Annotated in this window: 14 protein-coding genes and 1 pseudogene; 10 read left to right on the forward strand and 5 right to left on the reverse strand. The window is 62.2% G+C overall.

Features of this window, described 5'->3' with window-relative positions; genetic code table 11:
* Positions 1-23: 23 nt before the first annotated feature.
* From OKW41_RS07665 to OKW41_RS07695, 7 genes are all read left to right on the forward strand, one after another.
* The gene (locus tag OKW41_RS07665) at positions 24-956 is read left to right on the forward strand and encodes a type II secretion system F family protein (RefSeq protein WP_429572077.1); all 933 of its coding nucleotides are present in this window, start codon (positions 24-26) and stop codon (positions 954-956) included.
* The gene (locus tag OKW41_RS07670; RefSeq protein ID WP_429572078.1) at positions 953-1,831 is read left to right on the forward strand and encodes a tetratricopeptide repeat protein; all 879 of its coding nucleotides are present in this window, start codon (positions 953-955) and stop codon (positions 1,829-1,831) included. Before OKW41_RS07665 ends, OKW41_RS07670 begins: the two co-directional genes overlap by 4 nt.
* Entirely contained in the window at positions 1,828-2,346 is a 519-nt protein-coding gene (locus tag OKW41_RS07675) for a TadE/TadG family type IV pilus assembly protein (protein ID WP_429445945.1), read from the forward strand. Before OKW41_RS07670 ends, OKW41_RS07675 begins: the two co-directional genes overlap by 4 nt.
* Positions 2,334-3,062 carry a TadE/TadG family type IV pilus assembly protein gene (locus tag OKW41_RS07680; RefSeq protein ID WP_429572079.1) on the forward strand — a complete coding sequence of 243 codons (729 nt, stop codon included), beginning with the start codon at positions 2,334-2,336 and terminating at the stop codon, positions 3,060-3,062. Before OKW41_RS07675 ends, OKW41_RS07680 begins: the two co-directional genes overlap by 13 nt.
* A 156-nt stretch (positions 3,063-3,218) precedes the next feature.
* Positions 3,219-4,973 (forward strand): hypothetical protein, encoded by a 1,755-nt coding sequence (locus tag OKW41_RS07685; protein WP_429572080.1) that lies wholly within the window; start codon positions 3,219-3,221, stop codon positions 4,971-4,973.
* A 2-nt stretch (positions 4,974-4,975) separates the two neighbouring features.
* Entirely contained in the window at positions 4,976-6,250 is a 1,275-nt protein-coding gene (locus tag OKW41_RS07690; protein ID WP_429572081.1) for a glycosyltransferase family 87 protein, read from the forward strand.
* Positions 6,251-6,258: 8 nt separating this feature from the next.
* Entirely contained in the window at positions 6,259-7,446 is a 1,188-nt protein-coding gene (locus OKW41_RS07695; RefSeq protein WP_429573363.1) for a glycosyltransferase, read from the forward strand.
* Positions 7,447-7,600: 154 nt separating this feature from the next.
* On the opposite strand, the pseudogene OKW41_RS07700 reads toward OKW41_RS07695, so the two are convergent.
* Together OKW41_RS07700 and OKW41_RS07705 are read right to left on the reverse strand one after the other, a co-directional pair.
* Positions 7,601-8,554: pseudogene (locus OKW41_RS07700) on the reverse strand (glycosyltransferase family 87 protein); the annotation flags it as partial.
* 57 nt (positions 8,555-8,611) lie between these two features.
* Complete coding sequence (locus tag OKW41_RS07705) at positions 8,612-8,974, reverse strand: GtrA family protein (protein WP_429445955.1); 363 nt, start codon at positions 8,972-8,974, stop codon at positions 8,612-8,614.
* Between the two features lie 209 nt (positions 8,975-9,183).
* Between OKW41_RS07705 and OKW41_RS07710 the strand changes: the two genes are divergently transcribed.
* Both OKW41_RS07710 and OKW41_RS07715 read left to right on the forward strand, forming a co-directional pair.
* Positions 9,184-9,810, forward strand: coding sequence for a LysE family translocator (locus tag OKW41_RS07710; protein ID WP_429572082.1), 627 nt, complete (start codon positions 9,184-9,186; stop codon positions 9,808-9,810).
* 234 nt (positions 9,811-10,044) lie between these two features.
* Entirely contained in the window at positions 10,045-10,680 is a 636-nt protein-coding gene (locus tag OKW41_RS07715; RefSeq protein ID WP_429572083.1) for a 2-hydroxychromene-2-carboxylate isomerase, read from the forward strand.
* Positions 10,681-10,689: 9 nt separating this feature from the next.
* Here OKW41_RS07715 and OKW41_RS07720 read toward each other — a convergent pair whose 3' ends face one another.
* Positions 10,690-10,944: a DUF2866 domain-containing protein gene (locus OKW41_RS07720; RefSeq protein ID WP_018424737.1), complete on the reverse strand. Its 255-nt coding sequence runs from the start codon at positions 10,942-10,944 to the stop codon at positions 10,690-10,692.
* A 345-nt stretch (positions 10,945-11,289) separates the two neighbouring features.
* Here OKW41_RS07720 and OKW41_RS07725 point away from each other — a divergent pair, with 345 nt between their 5' ends.
* Entirely contained in the window at positions 11,290-12,405 is a 1,116-nt protein-coding gene (locus tag OKW41_RS07725) for a diguanylate cyclase (protein ID WP_429572084.1), read from the forward strand.
* 27 nt (positions 12,406-12,432) lie between these two features.
* Here OKW41_RS07725 and OKW41_RS07730 read toward each other — a convergent pair whose 3' ends face one another.
* Positions 12,433-14,172, reverse strand: a complete 1,740-nt coding sequence (locus tag OKW41_RS07730; protein WP_429572085.1) for a peptidoglycan D,D-transpeptidase FtsI family protein — start codon at positions 14,170-14,172, stop codon at positions 12,433-12,435.
* Positions 14,173-14,493: 321 nt separating this feature from the next.
* Positions 14,494-16,035 carry a methyl-accepting chemotaxis protein gene (locus OKW41_RS07735; protein ID WP_429445964.1) on the reverse strand — a complete coding sequence of 514 codons (1,542 nt, stop codon included), beginning with the start codon at positions 16,033-16,035 and terminating at the stop codon, positions 14,494-14,496.
* Positions 16,036-16,249 lie beyond the last annotated feature (214 nt).

Genomic DNA, 16,249 nt, shown 5'->3' on the forward strand with positions numbered 1-16,249 from the left:
TTGATCTGCTGGTCAATCTGTTGATGCTGCTGATGCTGCTGGGTGCGCTCGTCCTGTGGTGGGCGTTTAACCGGGGCGGGTATCGAGGCCGGATTGCGGAACGGGTACGCGTGGTGAGTGTGGGCGCTGCTACGGGAGCCGCTTCCTCGAGCAACGACCCGTCGAAAAATGGCTTCCTGTTCGTCCGCCGTGTCATGGCGTCATTGACCCGGTTCGGTGAACGCATGCCGCTCTTCACGTCCGATCAGCGACTGAAGCTGGCACGGGATCTGGTCAAGGCGGGCTTTCGCGGTCCCGGTGCCGTGGCGACCCTGATCGCACTGAAATTTGTCTCCGGCGTGCTGTGGGCCGCGTTGGTCGTGCTGTGGGTAGCCGATCTGTTCTCGCTCGGCCATGTCGTGGCGATCCGCGTGCTGATGATGTTGGCCGCATTCGTGTTCGGGATGATCGTGCCGGAATACGCGCTGGACATCTACGCGCGCCGGCGGCGCAAGCAGATCCTTGCGTATTTTCCTGACGCGCTCGATCTGTTCGTCATTTGCACCAATGCGGGTAATAGCCTCGGTGTAGGGCTGCGTCGCGTCGCCCAGGAGATGGCGGTGATCTGCCCGGCGCTGGCATCGGAACTCGCGCTGACCGCCGACGAACTGCATCTTTCCGGCGACAGCGCGCGCGCGCTTCAAGCCATGGCCGACCGTGTCGACGTGCCGCCGGTCCGCGCGCTGATCTCGACGCTGACCCAATCGATGCGCTATGGCACGCCCATTTCGCAGGCACTGCGCACGCTCTCGCGAATCGAGCGTACCGCCCATATCGTGCGTATCGAGGAGACCGCAGCCAAGCTCGCGCCGAAGATGGTCGTGCCGATGATGCTGTTCATCCTGCCGGCCGTCGTCGCGATTTCCGCCGGGCCGGCCATCATGCAACTCGCCACTTCGCTCAAGCACTTGACATGAAACTCACTCGCTCACTTCCAGCCGCTTTGATTTCCGGCGCCGCGGCGTGCAGGCTTGGCGCCGCCGTGTCGCTGCTGGCAATGGCGGCCTGCACGACCACGGTCAAGCAAAGTTTCGGGCCGGTTGCGCCAGTTTCCAGCCCGGCTACGCTGAGCCTCAAAGGGGAACTGCATGTGGCAGAGGCCGCGCTGGAGTCGGGCAATGTCGATCTGGCCACCACCATTTACATGCAGATCGTCCAGTCCAATCCGGATTCCGTGCCGGGCCTGACGGGCCTCGGCGATACGCTGTATGCGCAGGGCGACTATACGCGAGCGAATGTCTACTACAACAAGGCGTTGTCGCTCGATCCGAACGCGCTGCCGGCCATGACGGGCAATGCTCGCGTGGCCATCCGGCAACGACGGCTGGATGACGCCGTTGCCGATTACCGGCGCTTGCTCGCGCGGTCGCCGAATGATCCGATGGCGGCAGCGGGGCTCGGAACCGCGCTCGACATGCAGGGACACCACCACGAAGCCCAGGCGGTCTTGCGCAACGCACTGCTCGACAATCCAGGTGACCCGCGGCTGGAGACCGATCTGGGACTCTCTCTGGTGGTGGCGGGCAAGCCACGCGAGGGTGCGAACGTGCTGCTCGACGTCACACGTTTTCCCGCCGCTCCGGCCGAGGCGCGCCAGAATCTCGCGATGGCCTACGGCATGCTCGGCAACAACGAAGCTGCCGAGAAAATTCTGGACGCCGATCTGCCGAAAAAATCAACGCAGGACAATCTCCGCTATTACGCGATGCAGCGCATGCGTCTGGCCGAAGTGCAAGGCAATCCGTCGGGCCCGGGCAGAACCCCCCTCGCGACGGAGAAAAAGGCGCAATGAAGCGATCTGTCCGCTCCTGGCCCTGCCTCTCTGCCTGGCGGCGTCTGCGGACTTTGCCGCGGGACGAGCGAGGTGCAAGCGCGATCGAATTCGCGCTCGCCTCGCTGCCCATATTTTTTCTGTTCATCGCTACGATCGAGTTCGCGCTCGATATGACCGTCGACGTGACCGTGCAGATCGCGGCCCAAGCGGCTTCGCGAGCCGGACTGACGATGTCCGCACCTGCCACGGGCACGCGCGCGACGCAGGCGGAGCAGATCGCGACGCAGTACCTGGCGACGTGGAAGAACGTTGGCGCGACCGTGACGGTGACCCAACTCGACTACGTGGCCTTCAGCAACTTCGGTTCGTCCACCTACAAAGCGGCCAACGGGCCGGGCAACTGCGGCGACGTGGAGATGTACACCATTCAGGTCACCATGCCGGCCTTTACGGGGCTGGCATCGTGGTTCGGCATGCCCACGCTGAATTTCCAGCGCAACTACATTGTCCAGAACGAAGAATGCACAAGTTAACGAGTGCCCGGAGAACCGGGCTCGCACGGCGCCGCTCACGCGGGGTGGCGGCGCTCGAAGTGGTCATCATCGTGCCGGTGATGATGTTCATGCTATTCGGCTTCACCGAGGTGTATCTGTACCTGCGCGCAGTGAGCATGGTGGAGCATGCGGCGTTCGCGCTCGCCAATTCGCTCGGGCAGATGCAGAATGTGACGGATCAACCCGGCACGACCAATGCGAACAGCCTCGGCTCGTTATGGGCGGACGCGAACCTGCTCGCCAGTCCCGATACATTGACGGCGAACGGCAACGTCATCGTCACTTCCGTTTGTGACAAGTCGTCTTCGGAAAACAACTGCGGCTTGAACGTGGTCGGCACGCCGTCGCTGACGAGTGGTAAGCCGACCATCTGCTGGCAGGCCGAGGCCAACTCGACCTCAACCATGAAATCCCAGGTCACGACCAGTAATGTTCTGCCGTCCACCTGGCCGTTCTATCAAGGCGACGCCGCGCTCGTAGTCGAGGTGTTCTACCGCTACAACCCGTTTCCTCTGGTCTCCTCGTTCTGGCCCGGCGCTCCGGGTTCGACCGTGCTCTACCGGCGCGTCTATGCGCGGCAGCGCGTGATGAACTGGACCTCGATGTCGTTGATGAACACGACCGGCGCTGCCGTCGCAGCGGGAAGTGGTTTGTCGGCAGGCTGTCCGGGCTCGACGATCATCGTGGGCTCCTGACAGGTGCCACCTTCGATAAGCCAGCGCTCGCGTGATGTACCGGGGACAATCATGAATCCAGCTACCGCTGTTTGCACCGCTCGCCTGCGCGATGCCGCCGTGTTTGCGCGATGCCGCGAATTTTTCGCCGGCGCAGATCGCGGAGCGGTTTCGCTGATGTTCGCCGTCAGCGCGAGCGTGATGCTCGGTGCGTTGTCGATATCGATCGACCTGGGACGCTACGCAATTTCGCAGGCTCGTATGCAGTCCGCACTCGACGTGGCGAATCTTTCGGCTTCGATGGACATGGGCCACTATGCGAGCACGGCCTGTCCGACGATCCTCGCCGCGTGGAAGAACGATGCGCTCAAGTATTACAGCACGAACATGCCGAACGGCTATCTCGATCTGCTGCTTTCGAGCAGCAATTTCAATGCGACCTGCGCGAATAACCCGAGCAGCAGCGGCGGTGGCCAACTGGTGCGGCTTTCCGCGACGGGCGAATTGCCGTTGATGATGCCGGCGTTCCTGGCATCGAAGAACACCGGCACCAGCACCGGGTCGACCGGTAGCAACGACATGCAGGTCGCCGCTTCAAACGAGGTAGCGCGTAATCCGCAAACTGAACTGGAACTGGCGCTGGTGCTGGACAACACGGGGTCGATGGCCCAGACGCCAAGCGGCAGTGGCACGACCACCCTCTCGGCGGAAAAGATTTCTGGACTGAAGACCGCAGCCAATGCTCTGTTGTCGCAACTGTTCAGCCAGTCGGGATCGTCGCAGTACTACATCGGAATCGTGCCATTCGCCAGCACCGTCAATGTCGGGAAGACGCCGTCATGGAAGGGAGCGAGTGGCGCGACGATTTCCGCATCGCTGACTCCTGGGACGTGGCTCAAGCAGGCGTTCAGCTACAACTCGGCCAATGTGTCAATGAGCGGCACGCCGACGGTAAGCCTGTCAGGTTCGACGTGGGCGTGGAGTGGAAGCGGGTGGGGCGGTTGTGTCGCTGAGCCGCGGGACAGCAGCGGTAATCTGGCCGCGCTGGCCTATTCGCCGTCCTCGACGACGGCGTCATCGACGTCGCCCAATTTGCAGTTCACGCCTTACTACTATAACGTGCCGCCCGCAGGGCTCGCGCTCTATACCCAAACGGGCTCGGGCAGCAACAAAACCTGCACGACGAATTCCCCGGTGACGAAGATTCCCACGACAATCGAAAAAGGAACAGAAGGCACATGCACCACGACCAGTTCGACACTTCCGGTCAGCCAATGGGAGCAGACGTCGACCAATAGCGCTTATACGTTGAACCAGAACAATCTGTGCATCGGTACGCCAGTGACCTTCCTGACCAACGACAGCACGCAACTGCCCGCTGCAATCAACGCGATGCAGCCAGCGGGCAATACGATCATTCCGTTGGGACTATTGTGGGGATGGCGCATGCTGTCTTCGAACTGGGCCGGCACATGGAACCAGCGTTCGACCATCACCACCCCACTGCCGTTGCCGGAGAGCACGATGGGGCTGCAGCGCGTGCTGATCCTGATGACGGACGGGGAGAACGACGTCACTGCGAGCTACGTTCCGGGCCAGGAGGTCACGCATTTCAACGGGTTGTCCGGAGTCGGCACGAATAGCCTTCACGCTCCATTCGTGGCGAGCACGGATTACAGCAGCGGCACGCTGGCGAGCGGCACGATCAACCTGAAGGACATCAACTCCTATCAGGCGGCCGTCTGCACCGCGATAAAAAATGCGGGCATCACGATCTATACGATCGCGTTTGGCTCGGGGGCCGCGGCCAACACGGGGTTGCAGTCGTGCGCGTCGCCAGGCGACTACTACACCGCATCCAGCAACTCGGCGCTAAATTCGGTCTTCCAGCAGATCGCATCGAACATCGGCATGCTGACGCTCCGGGAATGACGATGTCGGACGATGCATCGATCGAACAACTCGCGGTCCCGAAGAGGAATGCAAGTGACCGCGGGAGCCAGCGGCGGCATTGGCTGACGCGACAACGTCTATGCGTCTACGCAGGCGCATTGCTGCTTATTTACGTCCTTGCGCCGGCAGTTCACATGCTTGGCAACAGCTGGCGGCACCAACTGCCTTTCGGCAACAATGCAAGAGACTACATCGCATTCTGGAGTGCTTCACATCTTGCGCTACAAGGACACGCCGCCGATGCGTACAGTACGAAGTTACTGGGTGCGGTGGAAAAATCTGTGCTGCCTCATCTCAAGGGCACCATGCCCTGGTTGTATCCGCCGACATTCCTGTTGTTTCTCTACCCTGTAGCGCTGCTTCCCTACGAGCCTTCGGCCTGGCTTTTTTTTGGTTTCACGCTCATAGCGTTCGTCGCGGCTATCAACGCGATCGTGCCGGGAAGGATTTCGACCTTGCTCGCACTGGCCTTCCCGGGAGTGATCATTACGGCAGTGTCGGCACAGAACGGCCTGCTGACTGCGTCAATGATGGGATTTGGGCTCGCACTATTGCCGCGGCGTCCGGTCTGGTCAGGCGTTTCTCTGGGACTGCTGTGCACCAAGCCGCATCTCGCCGTACTGATTCCGCTTGCATTGCTCTGCTCTCGGTCGTGGAGAACGCTGGCGGTAACCGGATCGGTCGCAGTCGTGCTGAGCGCGATATCGGTCGGATTGTTCGGTGTGGAAACACTCGTCGCTTTCGTGCGCAGCATGGGGGAAATCCAGGGCGTCGTCATTTCCGACAACAAGGTGCTGCTTCGCATCCCCACGTTTTTTGCGCTGGCAAGGCAATTGTCCATCCCGGCAGCCGGGGCCTATGCCTTGCAGGCAGTTTCAGCGTCCATGGCCGTCGCTTCGGTTGTCTATGTTTGGTCCCGGCCGGCCGCCCACGAATTGCGCGCGGCGACGCTCATCTGCGCGATGCTGGCCGTCAGTCCGTATCTCTACGATTACGACCTGACCTGGTATGGTCTCGTCATTGCCTGGTATGGCCGGTTCGGGTTGGCTCACGGTTTCCGGCGTTACGAGCGGGAGGGACTGATACTGCTCGGATTCGCTCCGTTAATGGGGCTACTGGTCGTACCCCGCGTTCATTTCCAGTTCCTGCCCATCCTTACGCTGGTAACCCTCGCAGTGCTCGTCACGCGCGTAGGCACGGAGAGGCGCGGCGTGAAAGGAGGCATCAGCGTCGCGTTCGTTAAGGAGACCTCCTGATGAAGATGATGTCCTCCATCAACATTCGGGATCTGTCGAAGCGACCGCGGGTTCCTTTGATTTCGATCATTGCGCCGTTTCATAACGAGCGCGACGCGGTCAATCTGTTCTTCACGGAAATACGAAAGGTCATCGCCCCCCTTCATGCGCTTCGCTTCGAAATCGTTTGCATCAACGACGGCAGCCAGGACGGCACGCTCGACCAGTTGCTCGCCGCGGCTGCCCAGGATGCGCGCATCCGCGTGCTCGACCTGACGCGCAATTTCGGCAAGGAAGCTGCACTCACCGCCGGTCTCGACGAGGCGCGAGGCGATGCCGTTATCGTCATTGATGCCGACCTGCAGGATCCGCCGGAGCTGATTCCCGATATGATCCAATGCTGGCAGGACGGCGCGCCGGTCGTACTGGCGCATCGCGCCAACCGCAGTTCCGATTCGTTTGCGAAGCGCGTGACGGCCAGTCTCTTCTATCGCGTTCACAACGCCCTGTCGAGCGTGAAGATCCCGCCCAATGTCGGCGACTTCAGGTTGATGGACCGACAGGTAGTCGAAGCGCTGAGCCGGCTGCCGGAGCGGCGTCGATTTATGAAAGGGCTCTTCGCGTGGGTAGGCTTTCCCGCCGTAACGCTCCACTACGAGAGAGCACAGCGTAGTGCGGGCCATTCGAGCTTTTCGGGTTGGCGCCTGTGGAACTACGCGATCGAAGGCATTACCGGGTTCAGTACGATTCCGCTACGTGGCTGGACTTACGTGGGGGCTTTGATTGCCATGCTCGCGTTTTTATACGGCGGGTTCATGGTCGTGCGCACGTTGCTGTTCGGCAATCCCGTACCCGGTTATGCATCGCTGTTTTCGGCAGTGCTCTTCATAGGTGGCATCCAGCTCGTCGGTATCGGCGTGATTGGTGAATACATCGGCCGGATTTACGACGAGTCGAAACAACGGCCGATTTACCTCGTTCGCCAACGTTATTGCGCTGCCGATACGGGGCGTGATGCGCGTCTCGCCGAGGGCGTACACGGATTCCAACGGAAAAAGCGCATCAGCCGCACGCTTCGGCGAGACGGTCGGAGCGCTCATCCGCGAGCCCGGAAAGACGTTGCTTGGGGCGATGCGAGGCCCGATGCCGTCGCACGATCGCCGTCAGCATCAGAATCATTGCGAAGGGTGCCAGATGAAATGGCAAATGAAATGTAGCGCCAATCAGTTCGTATACCGGCATTGACCATACCGCGGCAAGCGCGAGCCGGTCTAAGCGCGTTAGCTCTCCCGCTACCGCGTCGCGTATTAGAAGCGCCGCCGGAAAGCCGAGCCAGGCGAGATCGTAGGTCATCAAATAGGGTTGTACGAGCAGGCTGGCGACGAGCAAGGCCGCGGCCCTCAATTCGTACCGTGCGTTCGCGAGCCAAAGATAGGCAACGGTAAGCCCGGCGGGAATGGCGGCTAACGCCTGAACGGCGTAAGCCACTGCCACGGGCGCACCGGCGAGTCTGGCGGTGGCGAATAATGTCGGCATCCCGAACCAATGATCCCGGCCATCCAGCAGGGCGGCTTGTCTGAATACGGGAAGGTACGAGAAAAACGAAGACCATGCCTCAATCCCTAGTATCGCGATACTCGACAGCATAAATACCGAGCAAAAGAAAATAGTGGCGAGCAACATCTTCCAGCGGCGTCCGCAAATGAGGGCGATCGGGAAGAGCACACCCAGTTGCGGCTTGACTAGGAGCACGGCGAGGCAAGCACCCGCGCAAATCGGCGCCCCGTCCATCAGTACCAGCGTCGCGGCAGCGGCGGCGGCGGTGAAGAGGGTATTCTGTCCCGCAAAGATAGCCAACGGCATCCCGCCAAGCGCGGCGATCAAGATGGACTGGCGCTGTGTTTGTTCCAAGTGGCGGCCGATGCGTAATGCGATAGTGCAATAAACACCTATGCCGAGTGCCAGGAACAGGACGAGGGCGCACGGATAACTCAAATAGCCCAGTGGCCAAATGGCGAGCAGGAACGTCGGCGGATAAGGGCAGGGATCATAGTGCGACGAGGAGCGCACCATGGCTTCTAGCGGTTGCATCCAGCGAGGTGAGAATACCGCTGCCGCGCCGTGCGCCAGCTCGACACGGGCTGCAGCCCAGAAAATCCCGAAGTCGAACCCGATGACCGGCGCATTGCGGATGCCGATTACGTAGCGCGCGGCGAAGCTGATGGCGAGGGGGATGAATTGTATGCTGAGCAAGAAGCCCGGCACGAAAACCAGCAGGAACTGGAAAGTGGAGGTTACCTTCCTGCGCGTCTCTTGTGTAGTCATGGTTGTTGTGTAACGTTCGGGTGCTGTGCGCAGGTCGGTCCGGCAATGACTACCGCGTCAACCTTCCATCCGATAGGTCCACCGCGCGTGGGCAATATATGAGCATACTGGAATGCAGCACACGACGATCAGCGTGGGCGCCCAGAGATGCTGTCGACCTACTAGCAGCGGCACGAGTGCTGAAACACCGAAGCCCGCGGAGGAGACGACGCAGAAGCGGGAAAAATTCGAGAACGTTGGCCTGCTCGAAAAACTCCAGAGTGTTTGTAGCAGGAACGAAACGACGTTGGCAAGGACAAATCCGGCGAGATTGGCAATTGCTGAATCTGCAACGAGCCGATTGAAAACCAGCCAGGCGACGCACAGATGCGTGCAGGTGGCGACGACGCCGGCTATGGCGAAGCGGATGATCCTGGGCATTTGGGGAACGCGCTAAAGTCTGGTTTCATCATTATCGCAGGTAGAGCGGAACCCAGGCGGTGCGTCATGGTAGTTCGCGGCGCGGTGCCGGTCATTGTAATGGAGCGTCCGTGCGCGGGGCGTGCGCAGGGAGGTTTCGTGCATTCGTCTACAATTGTCCGCTGAACGCGTACCCATTGTTTCGATCCCGCGCGTCGCAAGGAGACGACATGCTTGACCTATCCACGTTGGGGACCTTCGTTGTCGTCGTGCTCGGGCTCTTTCTGATTCCGGGCCCGGCCGTGCTGCTGGTTTTGACGCGCACCATGCACGGCGGACGCAAGGCCGGCATTCTGACCGGCCTCGGTATCGCAGCCGGCGATTTTGTACACACCCTGGGCGCCGCGGTTGGCCTCTCCGCGCTGCTGATGACGTCCGCGTTGGCCTTCAATGCGGTGAAATTCGTCGGTGCCGCGTATCTCGTCTATCTGGGCATTCGCGCGTTGCGCGAGAAGCAGGCGAGCGCGCATCTGCCGGTCGTCGCACCGCTGTCAGGTTCGAAAGCGCTCTTGCAGGCGATCCCCGCCGAAGTTTTGAACCCGAAGACCGCGCTGTTTTTCCTCGCGTTTCTACCGCAATTCGTGCGCCCAGAACATGGTTCGACGTTTCTGCAGTTCGCTACGCTCGGACTGATTTTCGTCGCCATGAGCGCGCTTTACACGACGCTGATCGCTTTGACGATGCGGCCGTTGGGCAAGCTCGTGAAGCGTTTGACGTGGTTGATGCGCTGGCAGAACAAAATTATCGGCGTGCTGTTTATTTCGCTCGGCCTGCGCGTCGCCGTGCAGACGCGCTGATTCATTCGAGCGCGAGGTCAGGACAACGCTTGCAGGATCAGCGACGAAACGACGGTGATGAAAAGACAGGTTGCGGTGAGCAGGTCGTACGGATAACTCATGGGGTGGCCGGCCAAGCGTGCAAAGCGAAAAGGGCCATCATAGGCAGAACCGTTGGATGCGACTGTTAGTCTTTGCAAGACTGCGATGCCGTGGCACGCGCGATTCACATCGCGCACGATTCAGGAGACAGCGATGAATGGCGACGCAAATTCGACAGCGCGCGCAATCGAGTTCTGGTTCGACTTCGGCAGCAACTACAGCTATCTGAGCATGATGCGTATCGAAGCGTTGGCGGCGGAGCGCAATGTGACGATCGTCTGGCGGCCGTTTCTGCTCGGCCCGGTATTTCGCCAGCTCGGTTTCGAGAACTCGCCGTTCGCACTGCAGAAAGAAAAAGGCGCGTACGTGTGGAAAGACATGGAGCGTCAATGCCGCAAATACGGCATTGCGCTCACACGTCCCGGCACGTTTCCGCGCGCGGCGCTTCTCGCGATGCGCGTCGCGGTGCTTGGTGCGAGTGAGCCGTGGATCGGTGCGTGGTGCCGCAAGGTCATGCAGCTGAATTTCGTCGACGACCGCGACATCGGTTCAATCGATGTCGTTAGCGAAGCGCTCGACTCTCTCGACCTACCCGCGCAGAGCGTGATCGACGCCGCGCAAAGCGACGCGAACAAGCTCCGCTTGCGCGAGCAGACCGAACTGGCCATGAACAGAGGCATCTTCGGTGCGCCGACGTTTTTTGTCGGCGGCGAGATGTTCTGGGGGAATGACAGGCCGGAGGATGCGTTGGACTACTGCGACGCGATCGCGGTCGCCATTGAACGTTGAATTCAGCGCTCAATCAGCCTGCTGACAGAAGCGCCGGCCCGGCACATGGGAGACCACGGCCTGGGCGATTTCGAGCGGAGTGCTTTCGGCGGGAACGACGCGACGGCTCGATTCAGGCGCGTGCTTCATCGTCCATTCGACGAGCCGGTATGAACGGCCCCATGGCGGTTGCAGCGGATCGGAGACCTTGCAGGAATGAATCTGGCGAGTCCATTCATGGCCGGGCATCGCACGCAGGTGTTCGACTACCATTTCTTCAACCATGACTTACCTCCTTCTTCTTACGCGCGTAACCGTTTTCGGTCGCGCTTCTGGCACCCCTCAAGAAAAAGCGCCGCCGATGTTCTGGCGGCTCAACAGGGGATGTACTACATACTTGCAGGGAACAATTAAGCGAAACTTAAGAACCGCAATCGTTACGCAGACGGATCTCACTGCGTGTAAGCGAGTGCAAGTGAATGCAAGCGGGAGCTGACAACGGTGGGCACGAACGCTCGCAGGCCGGCCGACACGTCGCGAGCCTGCCCTCAAGACGCCGGCGGATCGGCCGTTATCAGTAGAGTTGGGGCGTCGACCCCGCTTCGCCTTCAGGGCCGCCTTACTGATACCGTGACGAATCTCGCCCAAACGCCGCTTTCCGAGCGCCTTCGCTCGCTCGTCGACACCGTGCAGCACAACGAGCGCACGTTGCGCCGCTTCCAGAACGTCGAATTGCGGTTGATCGGCGCGCAGGATTTCGGATCGTTTCTCGATACGTTGTTCAGCCATCTGCCGCGGGAGTTCTCGCTCGCGAACGTGGTGCTGTGGCTCGACGAGCGCGCGCCAATGCTGCTCGAACTGCTCGAGCCGGGCAACCTGCGCGCGCTCGATCATGCGCAGCTGAAGACGTCGCGCGAGGGCGGTCTCGTCGCGCAATCCTTGTGCGAAGGCGATCGGCCGTGGCTCGGCCGCCCTGGCGAACTCGACGACGACACGCGCCGCGCGTTCTTCGGTGCCGCGCCAGCTCACGTGCCGGCCAGCGCGATCCTGCTGCCGCTCGCCGCGGGCACGAGCGTCAGCGGCTATCTATGCCTCGGCAGCGACGACCCCGCGCGCTTCGGCGCGGGCATGGCCACCGACATTCTCGAGCGCTTCGCGAGCATTGTCACCGCGAGTCTCGACAACGTCGCGCATCGCGAGCGGCTCAGGCAGTTCGGCATGACCGACTCGCTGACCAGCCTCGCGAATCGCCGCTATTTCGACGAACGGCTGCGCGAGGAGTTGATGCGCGCGGCCCGTTATCGCGTGCCGGTCGCGTGTCTTTTCATCGATATCGACGGTTTCAAGCGCATCAACGATAGCCACGGCCATCAGACCGGCGACCGCGCGCTCGCGGCGGTGGCCGCCTGCGTCCGACAGCAGGTGCGGCTTGGCGACACCGTCGCGCGCTATGGCGGCGAGGAGTTCGCCGCGCTGCTGCAAGGCGATCGCAGCGACGCGTTGACCGTCGCGGAACGCGTGCGGCGTGCGGTTGAGAATCTCGACGTGCGCGACGAGCACGGCGAGCTCATTGCATTGACCGTGTCGATCGGTGTGGCCGGGCGCGTGGTCGCCGGCAGCCCGGCCGAGGCGATGTCGCTCGGTCAGACGATGATGGACGAGGCCGATCGCGCGATGTATCAGGCCAAGCGCAACGGCCGCAATCGTATCGAGGCGCAGGTCGATGCGCTCGATGAGCAGGGCTGATCGACCGTAACTAACACTAACTACGCGTCACACTCCTGCCGCATCCGGCGGCACCCCGAGCAGCTGCAACGCGCCGCCCATCACGCCGCTGAACACCGGTCCAGCGACCGTACCGCCATAGAACGCCTTGCCAGCCGGATCGTCGATCATCACGGCGACGATCAGGCGCGGATCGCTCATCGGCGCCATGCCGACGAACAGCGCGCGGTAGCGGTTCTTCGCGTAGCCCGCGCCGATCTGCTTGCGCGCGGTGCCGGTCTTGCCGCCGATGCGATAACCCGGCACGGTCGCGGCGCGTCCGGTGCCGCCGTCGCCCGTGGCCATTTCGAGCATGTTGCGGATCGCGCGCGCGGTGCCGGGCGTCGTGACCGATTCGCCGCGGTCGGCGAACGACGCGGGGTCGTCCGCGTCGAGCGGCTCGCACAGCAGGCTCACGCGCCTCAGCGCGCCGTCGCCCGCATAGGCGGTGTAGACCTGCGCGATTTGCAGCAGCGATACCGACAGCCCGTAGCCATACGCCATCGTGGCCTGTTCGATCGGGCGCCAGCGTTGATACGGCCGCAGCTTGCCGGCTGCCACGCCAGGGAAGGGCAGCTCGGGCTTCAGACCGAGCCCGTATTGCCGATACTTGGTCCAGATCGTCTCGGCCGGCAGATTCAGCGCGAGCTTTGCGAGCGCGATATTGCTCGACTTCTGCACCGCCTCGGCGACCGTCATCGCGCCGTGATTCGACGTGTCGTGAATCACGGCCGGGCCGATCCGATACCAGCCGGGCGCGGTATCGATGATGCTCTGCGGCCGCACCTTGCCTTCGTCGATCGACAGTGCGACGACCAGCGGCTTGATCGTCGAACCCGGTTCAAACGTGTCGATCACCGCGCGGTTGCGCAGCTGCCGGCCGGACAGGCGCGTGCGGTCGTTCGGATCGAAGCTCGGGTAGTTGGCGAGCGCGAGGATCTCGCCGTTGCGCGCATCGAGCACGACCACGCTGCCCGCTTCCGCGCGGTGCTGCGCGATCGCGGCTTTGAGTTGTGTGTATGCGAGTTGCTGGATGCGCCGGTCGATCGTCAGCTGGATCGTGGCGCCGTTGCGCGCGGGCACGAGCGGCCGCGTCTCCGAGATCACGCGGCCGAGCCGGTCGCGGATCACCTCGCGGTGGCCGGGCACGCCTTGCAACTGCGCATTGGCGGCGAGTTCGACGCCTTCCTGGCCGTTGTCCTCGATGTCGGTGAAGCCGACCACGTGCGCGGCCGACTCGCCCTCGGGATAAAAGCGTTTGGTGTCGGCGATCTGCGTGATCCCGGCGAGCCCGAGGCGCGACAGATGCCCGGCAGTGTCGGCATCGACCTGGCGCTTGAGCAGCACGAAGCTGCGCTCGCCGTTCAGACGCCGACGCAGTTCCGCGAGCGGCAGATCGAGCAGCTTTGCCAGCGGCGCGAACGCGCTTTCGTCGACGAGCTTCGGCGTGGCCCAGATTTCGTAGCTCGCGAGACTGACCGCGAGCATCGAACCATTGCGATCGACGATCCGGCCGCGCGTCGCGTCGAGTTCGAGCAGGCGCTGATAGCGCTTCTGCCCTTGGTCGACGTAGAAGTCCTGATTCACGACCTGCACCCAGAACGCGCGGAGCGCGAGCGTCGCGAACGCGCCGAACACGAGCAGCACGACGAACTTCGAGCGCCACGCGGGTAGTCGCGCATCGAGCAGCGGGTTCTTCGCGGCTAAGGCATAGGGATCGGGCGACGGCGGTTTTTTCTGGCGGATCATGGCGGCGGGCAGCGGACCTCACGTACTTTCGATTGAACGAGGCCGCCAAAGCCACGAGGCCTGGCGGCAAGGACTGTCGCCGGGCCGATTGTAAATAAAACGTAATTTAAATGCGAGGAGTGTGAAAGGAGGTGCGTTCGAGCTGGAGCAAAGGCGAGCCGAGCCGAAGCTTGATAACGAAAAGCCGCGCGGACTTGCAAAATCCGCGCGGCTGATTCGTTCGATTGATGCGTCGACTCCGACGCGGCGTGTTGAATAGGCGCTTCCTGCCTGTGGGGCGCCTTCTTTTTTCGCGCCCGTTGCGGGCGCGGCGGGGCAAGCTCAAGCCGGCAACGCGAAACTCGCGATCGCGTCGCGCAACACGCCGACCTGGTCCTTCAGCGAATGCGCGGCGGCCGCGGCCTGTTCGACCAGTGCCGCATTCTGCTGCGTGACCTGATCCATCTCGCCGACCGCGCGATTGACCTGTTCGATGCCCGCGCTCTGCTCGCGCGACGCGTGGCTGATTTCTTCGAGGATCTCGTTGACCCGCCGCACCGACTGCACGATCTCGCCCATCGTCGCGCCGGCGTTGGCGACCAGTGACGCGCCGGTCTCGACGGTATCGGTCGAGGTTTCGATCAGTGCCTTGATCTCCTTGGCGGCCGTCGCCGAGCGCTGCGCGAGGCTGCGCACTTCGGCCGCGACCACCGCGAAGCCACGACCCTGTTCGCCGGCGCGAGCCGCCTCGACGGCGGCATTCAGCGCGAGGATATTGGTTTGGAACGCGATGCCGTCGATCACGCCGATGATGTCGCCGATCTGCCGCGAGCTCGCGGTGATCTCGCCCATCGTGCGCACCACGTCGTCGACCACGCGGCTGCCGCGCGTCGCGACGTTCGCTGCGTCGCTCGCGAGTTGCGCGGCCTGGGTCGCGCTGTCCGCGTTCTGCTTCACGTTCACCGTCATCTGATCCATGCTCGACGCGGTTTGCACGAGCGCCGCCGCCTGCTCCTCGGTGCGCTGCGACAGGTCGGTGTTGCCCGCCGCGATTTCGTTCGCGCCGACGTTGATGTTCTCGGTGCCCTGGCGCACGCGCGAGACCGTGTCGACGAGTCCCGCCTGCATCGTGCGCAGCGCATGCAGCAGGCTGCTGTTGTCGTGCGGCTCGATCGGCACCGGCGTCGCGAGGTTGCCTTGCGCCATCAACCGTGCGTGCTCGACGGCCACTTCGAGTTCGCCGCCGAGCGAGCGGCGGATGCTGCGCAGCACGACCAGCATCACGACCGTAGAGAGCGCACCGAGCGTGACGGTGATCGCGAGCCAGCGCAGCAGGTTGCGGTAGAACGCGCTTTGCACGTCGTCCATGTACATGCCGGTCACGAGGTACCAGTCCCACGGCGCGAAGTGCATCGAGTAGCTGGTCTTCGCGACGGGCTGCTCGCTGCCGGGCTTGGCCCACAAATAATCGACGAAGCCGCCGCCGTCGTGATTGCCCGAGTTGACGATATCGACGAACAGATGATTGCCGGCCGGATCGGTGAACTGCGCGAGGTTCTTGCCGATCAGTTCGGGCTTGATCGGATGCATCAGCATGACCGGCTGCGAGTCGTTGATCGACAAATAGCCGTCCTTGCCGTAGCGCATCGCGCCGAGCGTCGCGAGCGCCTGCTTTTTCGCGTCGTCCTCGGACAGCGCATGCTGCTGGGCAAGCGAGTAGTAATGGCCGACGACGTGGTTTGCCTCTTCGATCAACGAGCGCAATTGCTCGCGTCGGTCCGAGATCATCGATGCGCGGTTGTGCCACGCGCCGAACGCGCCGATCAGGATCAGGCCGACCCACAGAACGGCGATCATGGACGCCAGTTTTCGGTTCAGAGTCATAGCGATGGGAATAGGCGTTTTGGCCAGTAGGATCCAATGGATTGCGGTCGGATGCCGCTCGCTGTGTTTACGGCACGAAATGGCGTTGATCGAGGCAGGGAAAACCCGCTGTTCGACATCGCCATTCGTCCGATTAATAGGTGGATTTATTGAATGTTTTAGCGGCGTTCATGCGCGCAATTCGAAAAGGGCTTTTGTGCATTACTCGCGAATA

The organism is Paraburkholderia sp. UCT70 (genome assembly GCF_050434085.1).
Classification (GTDB): domain Bacteria; phylum Pseudomonadota; class Gammaproteobacteria; order Burkholderiales; family Burkholderiaceae; genus Paraburkholderia; species Paraburkholderia tuberum.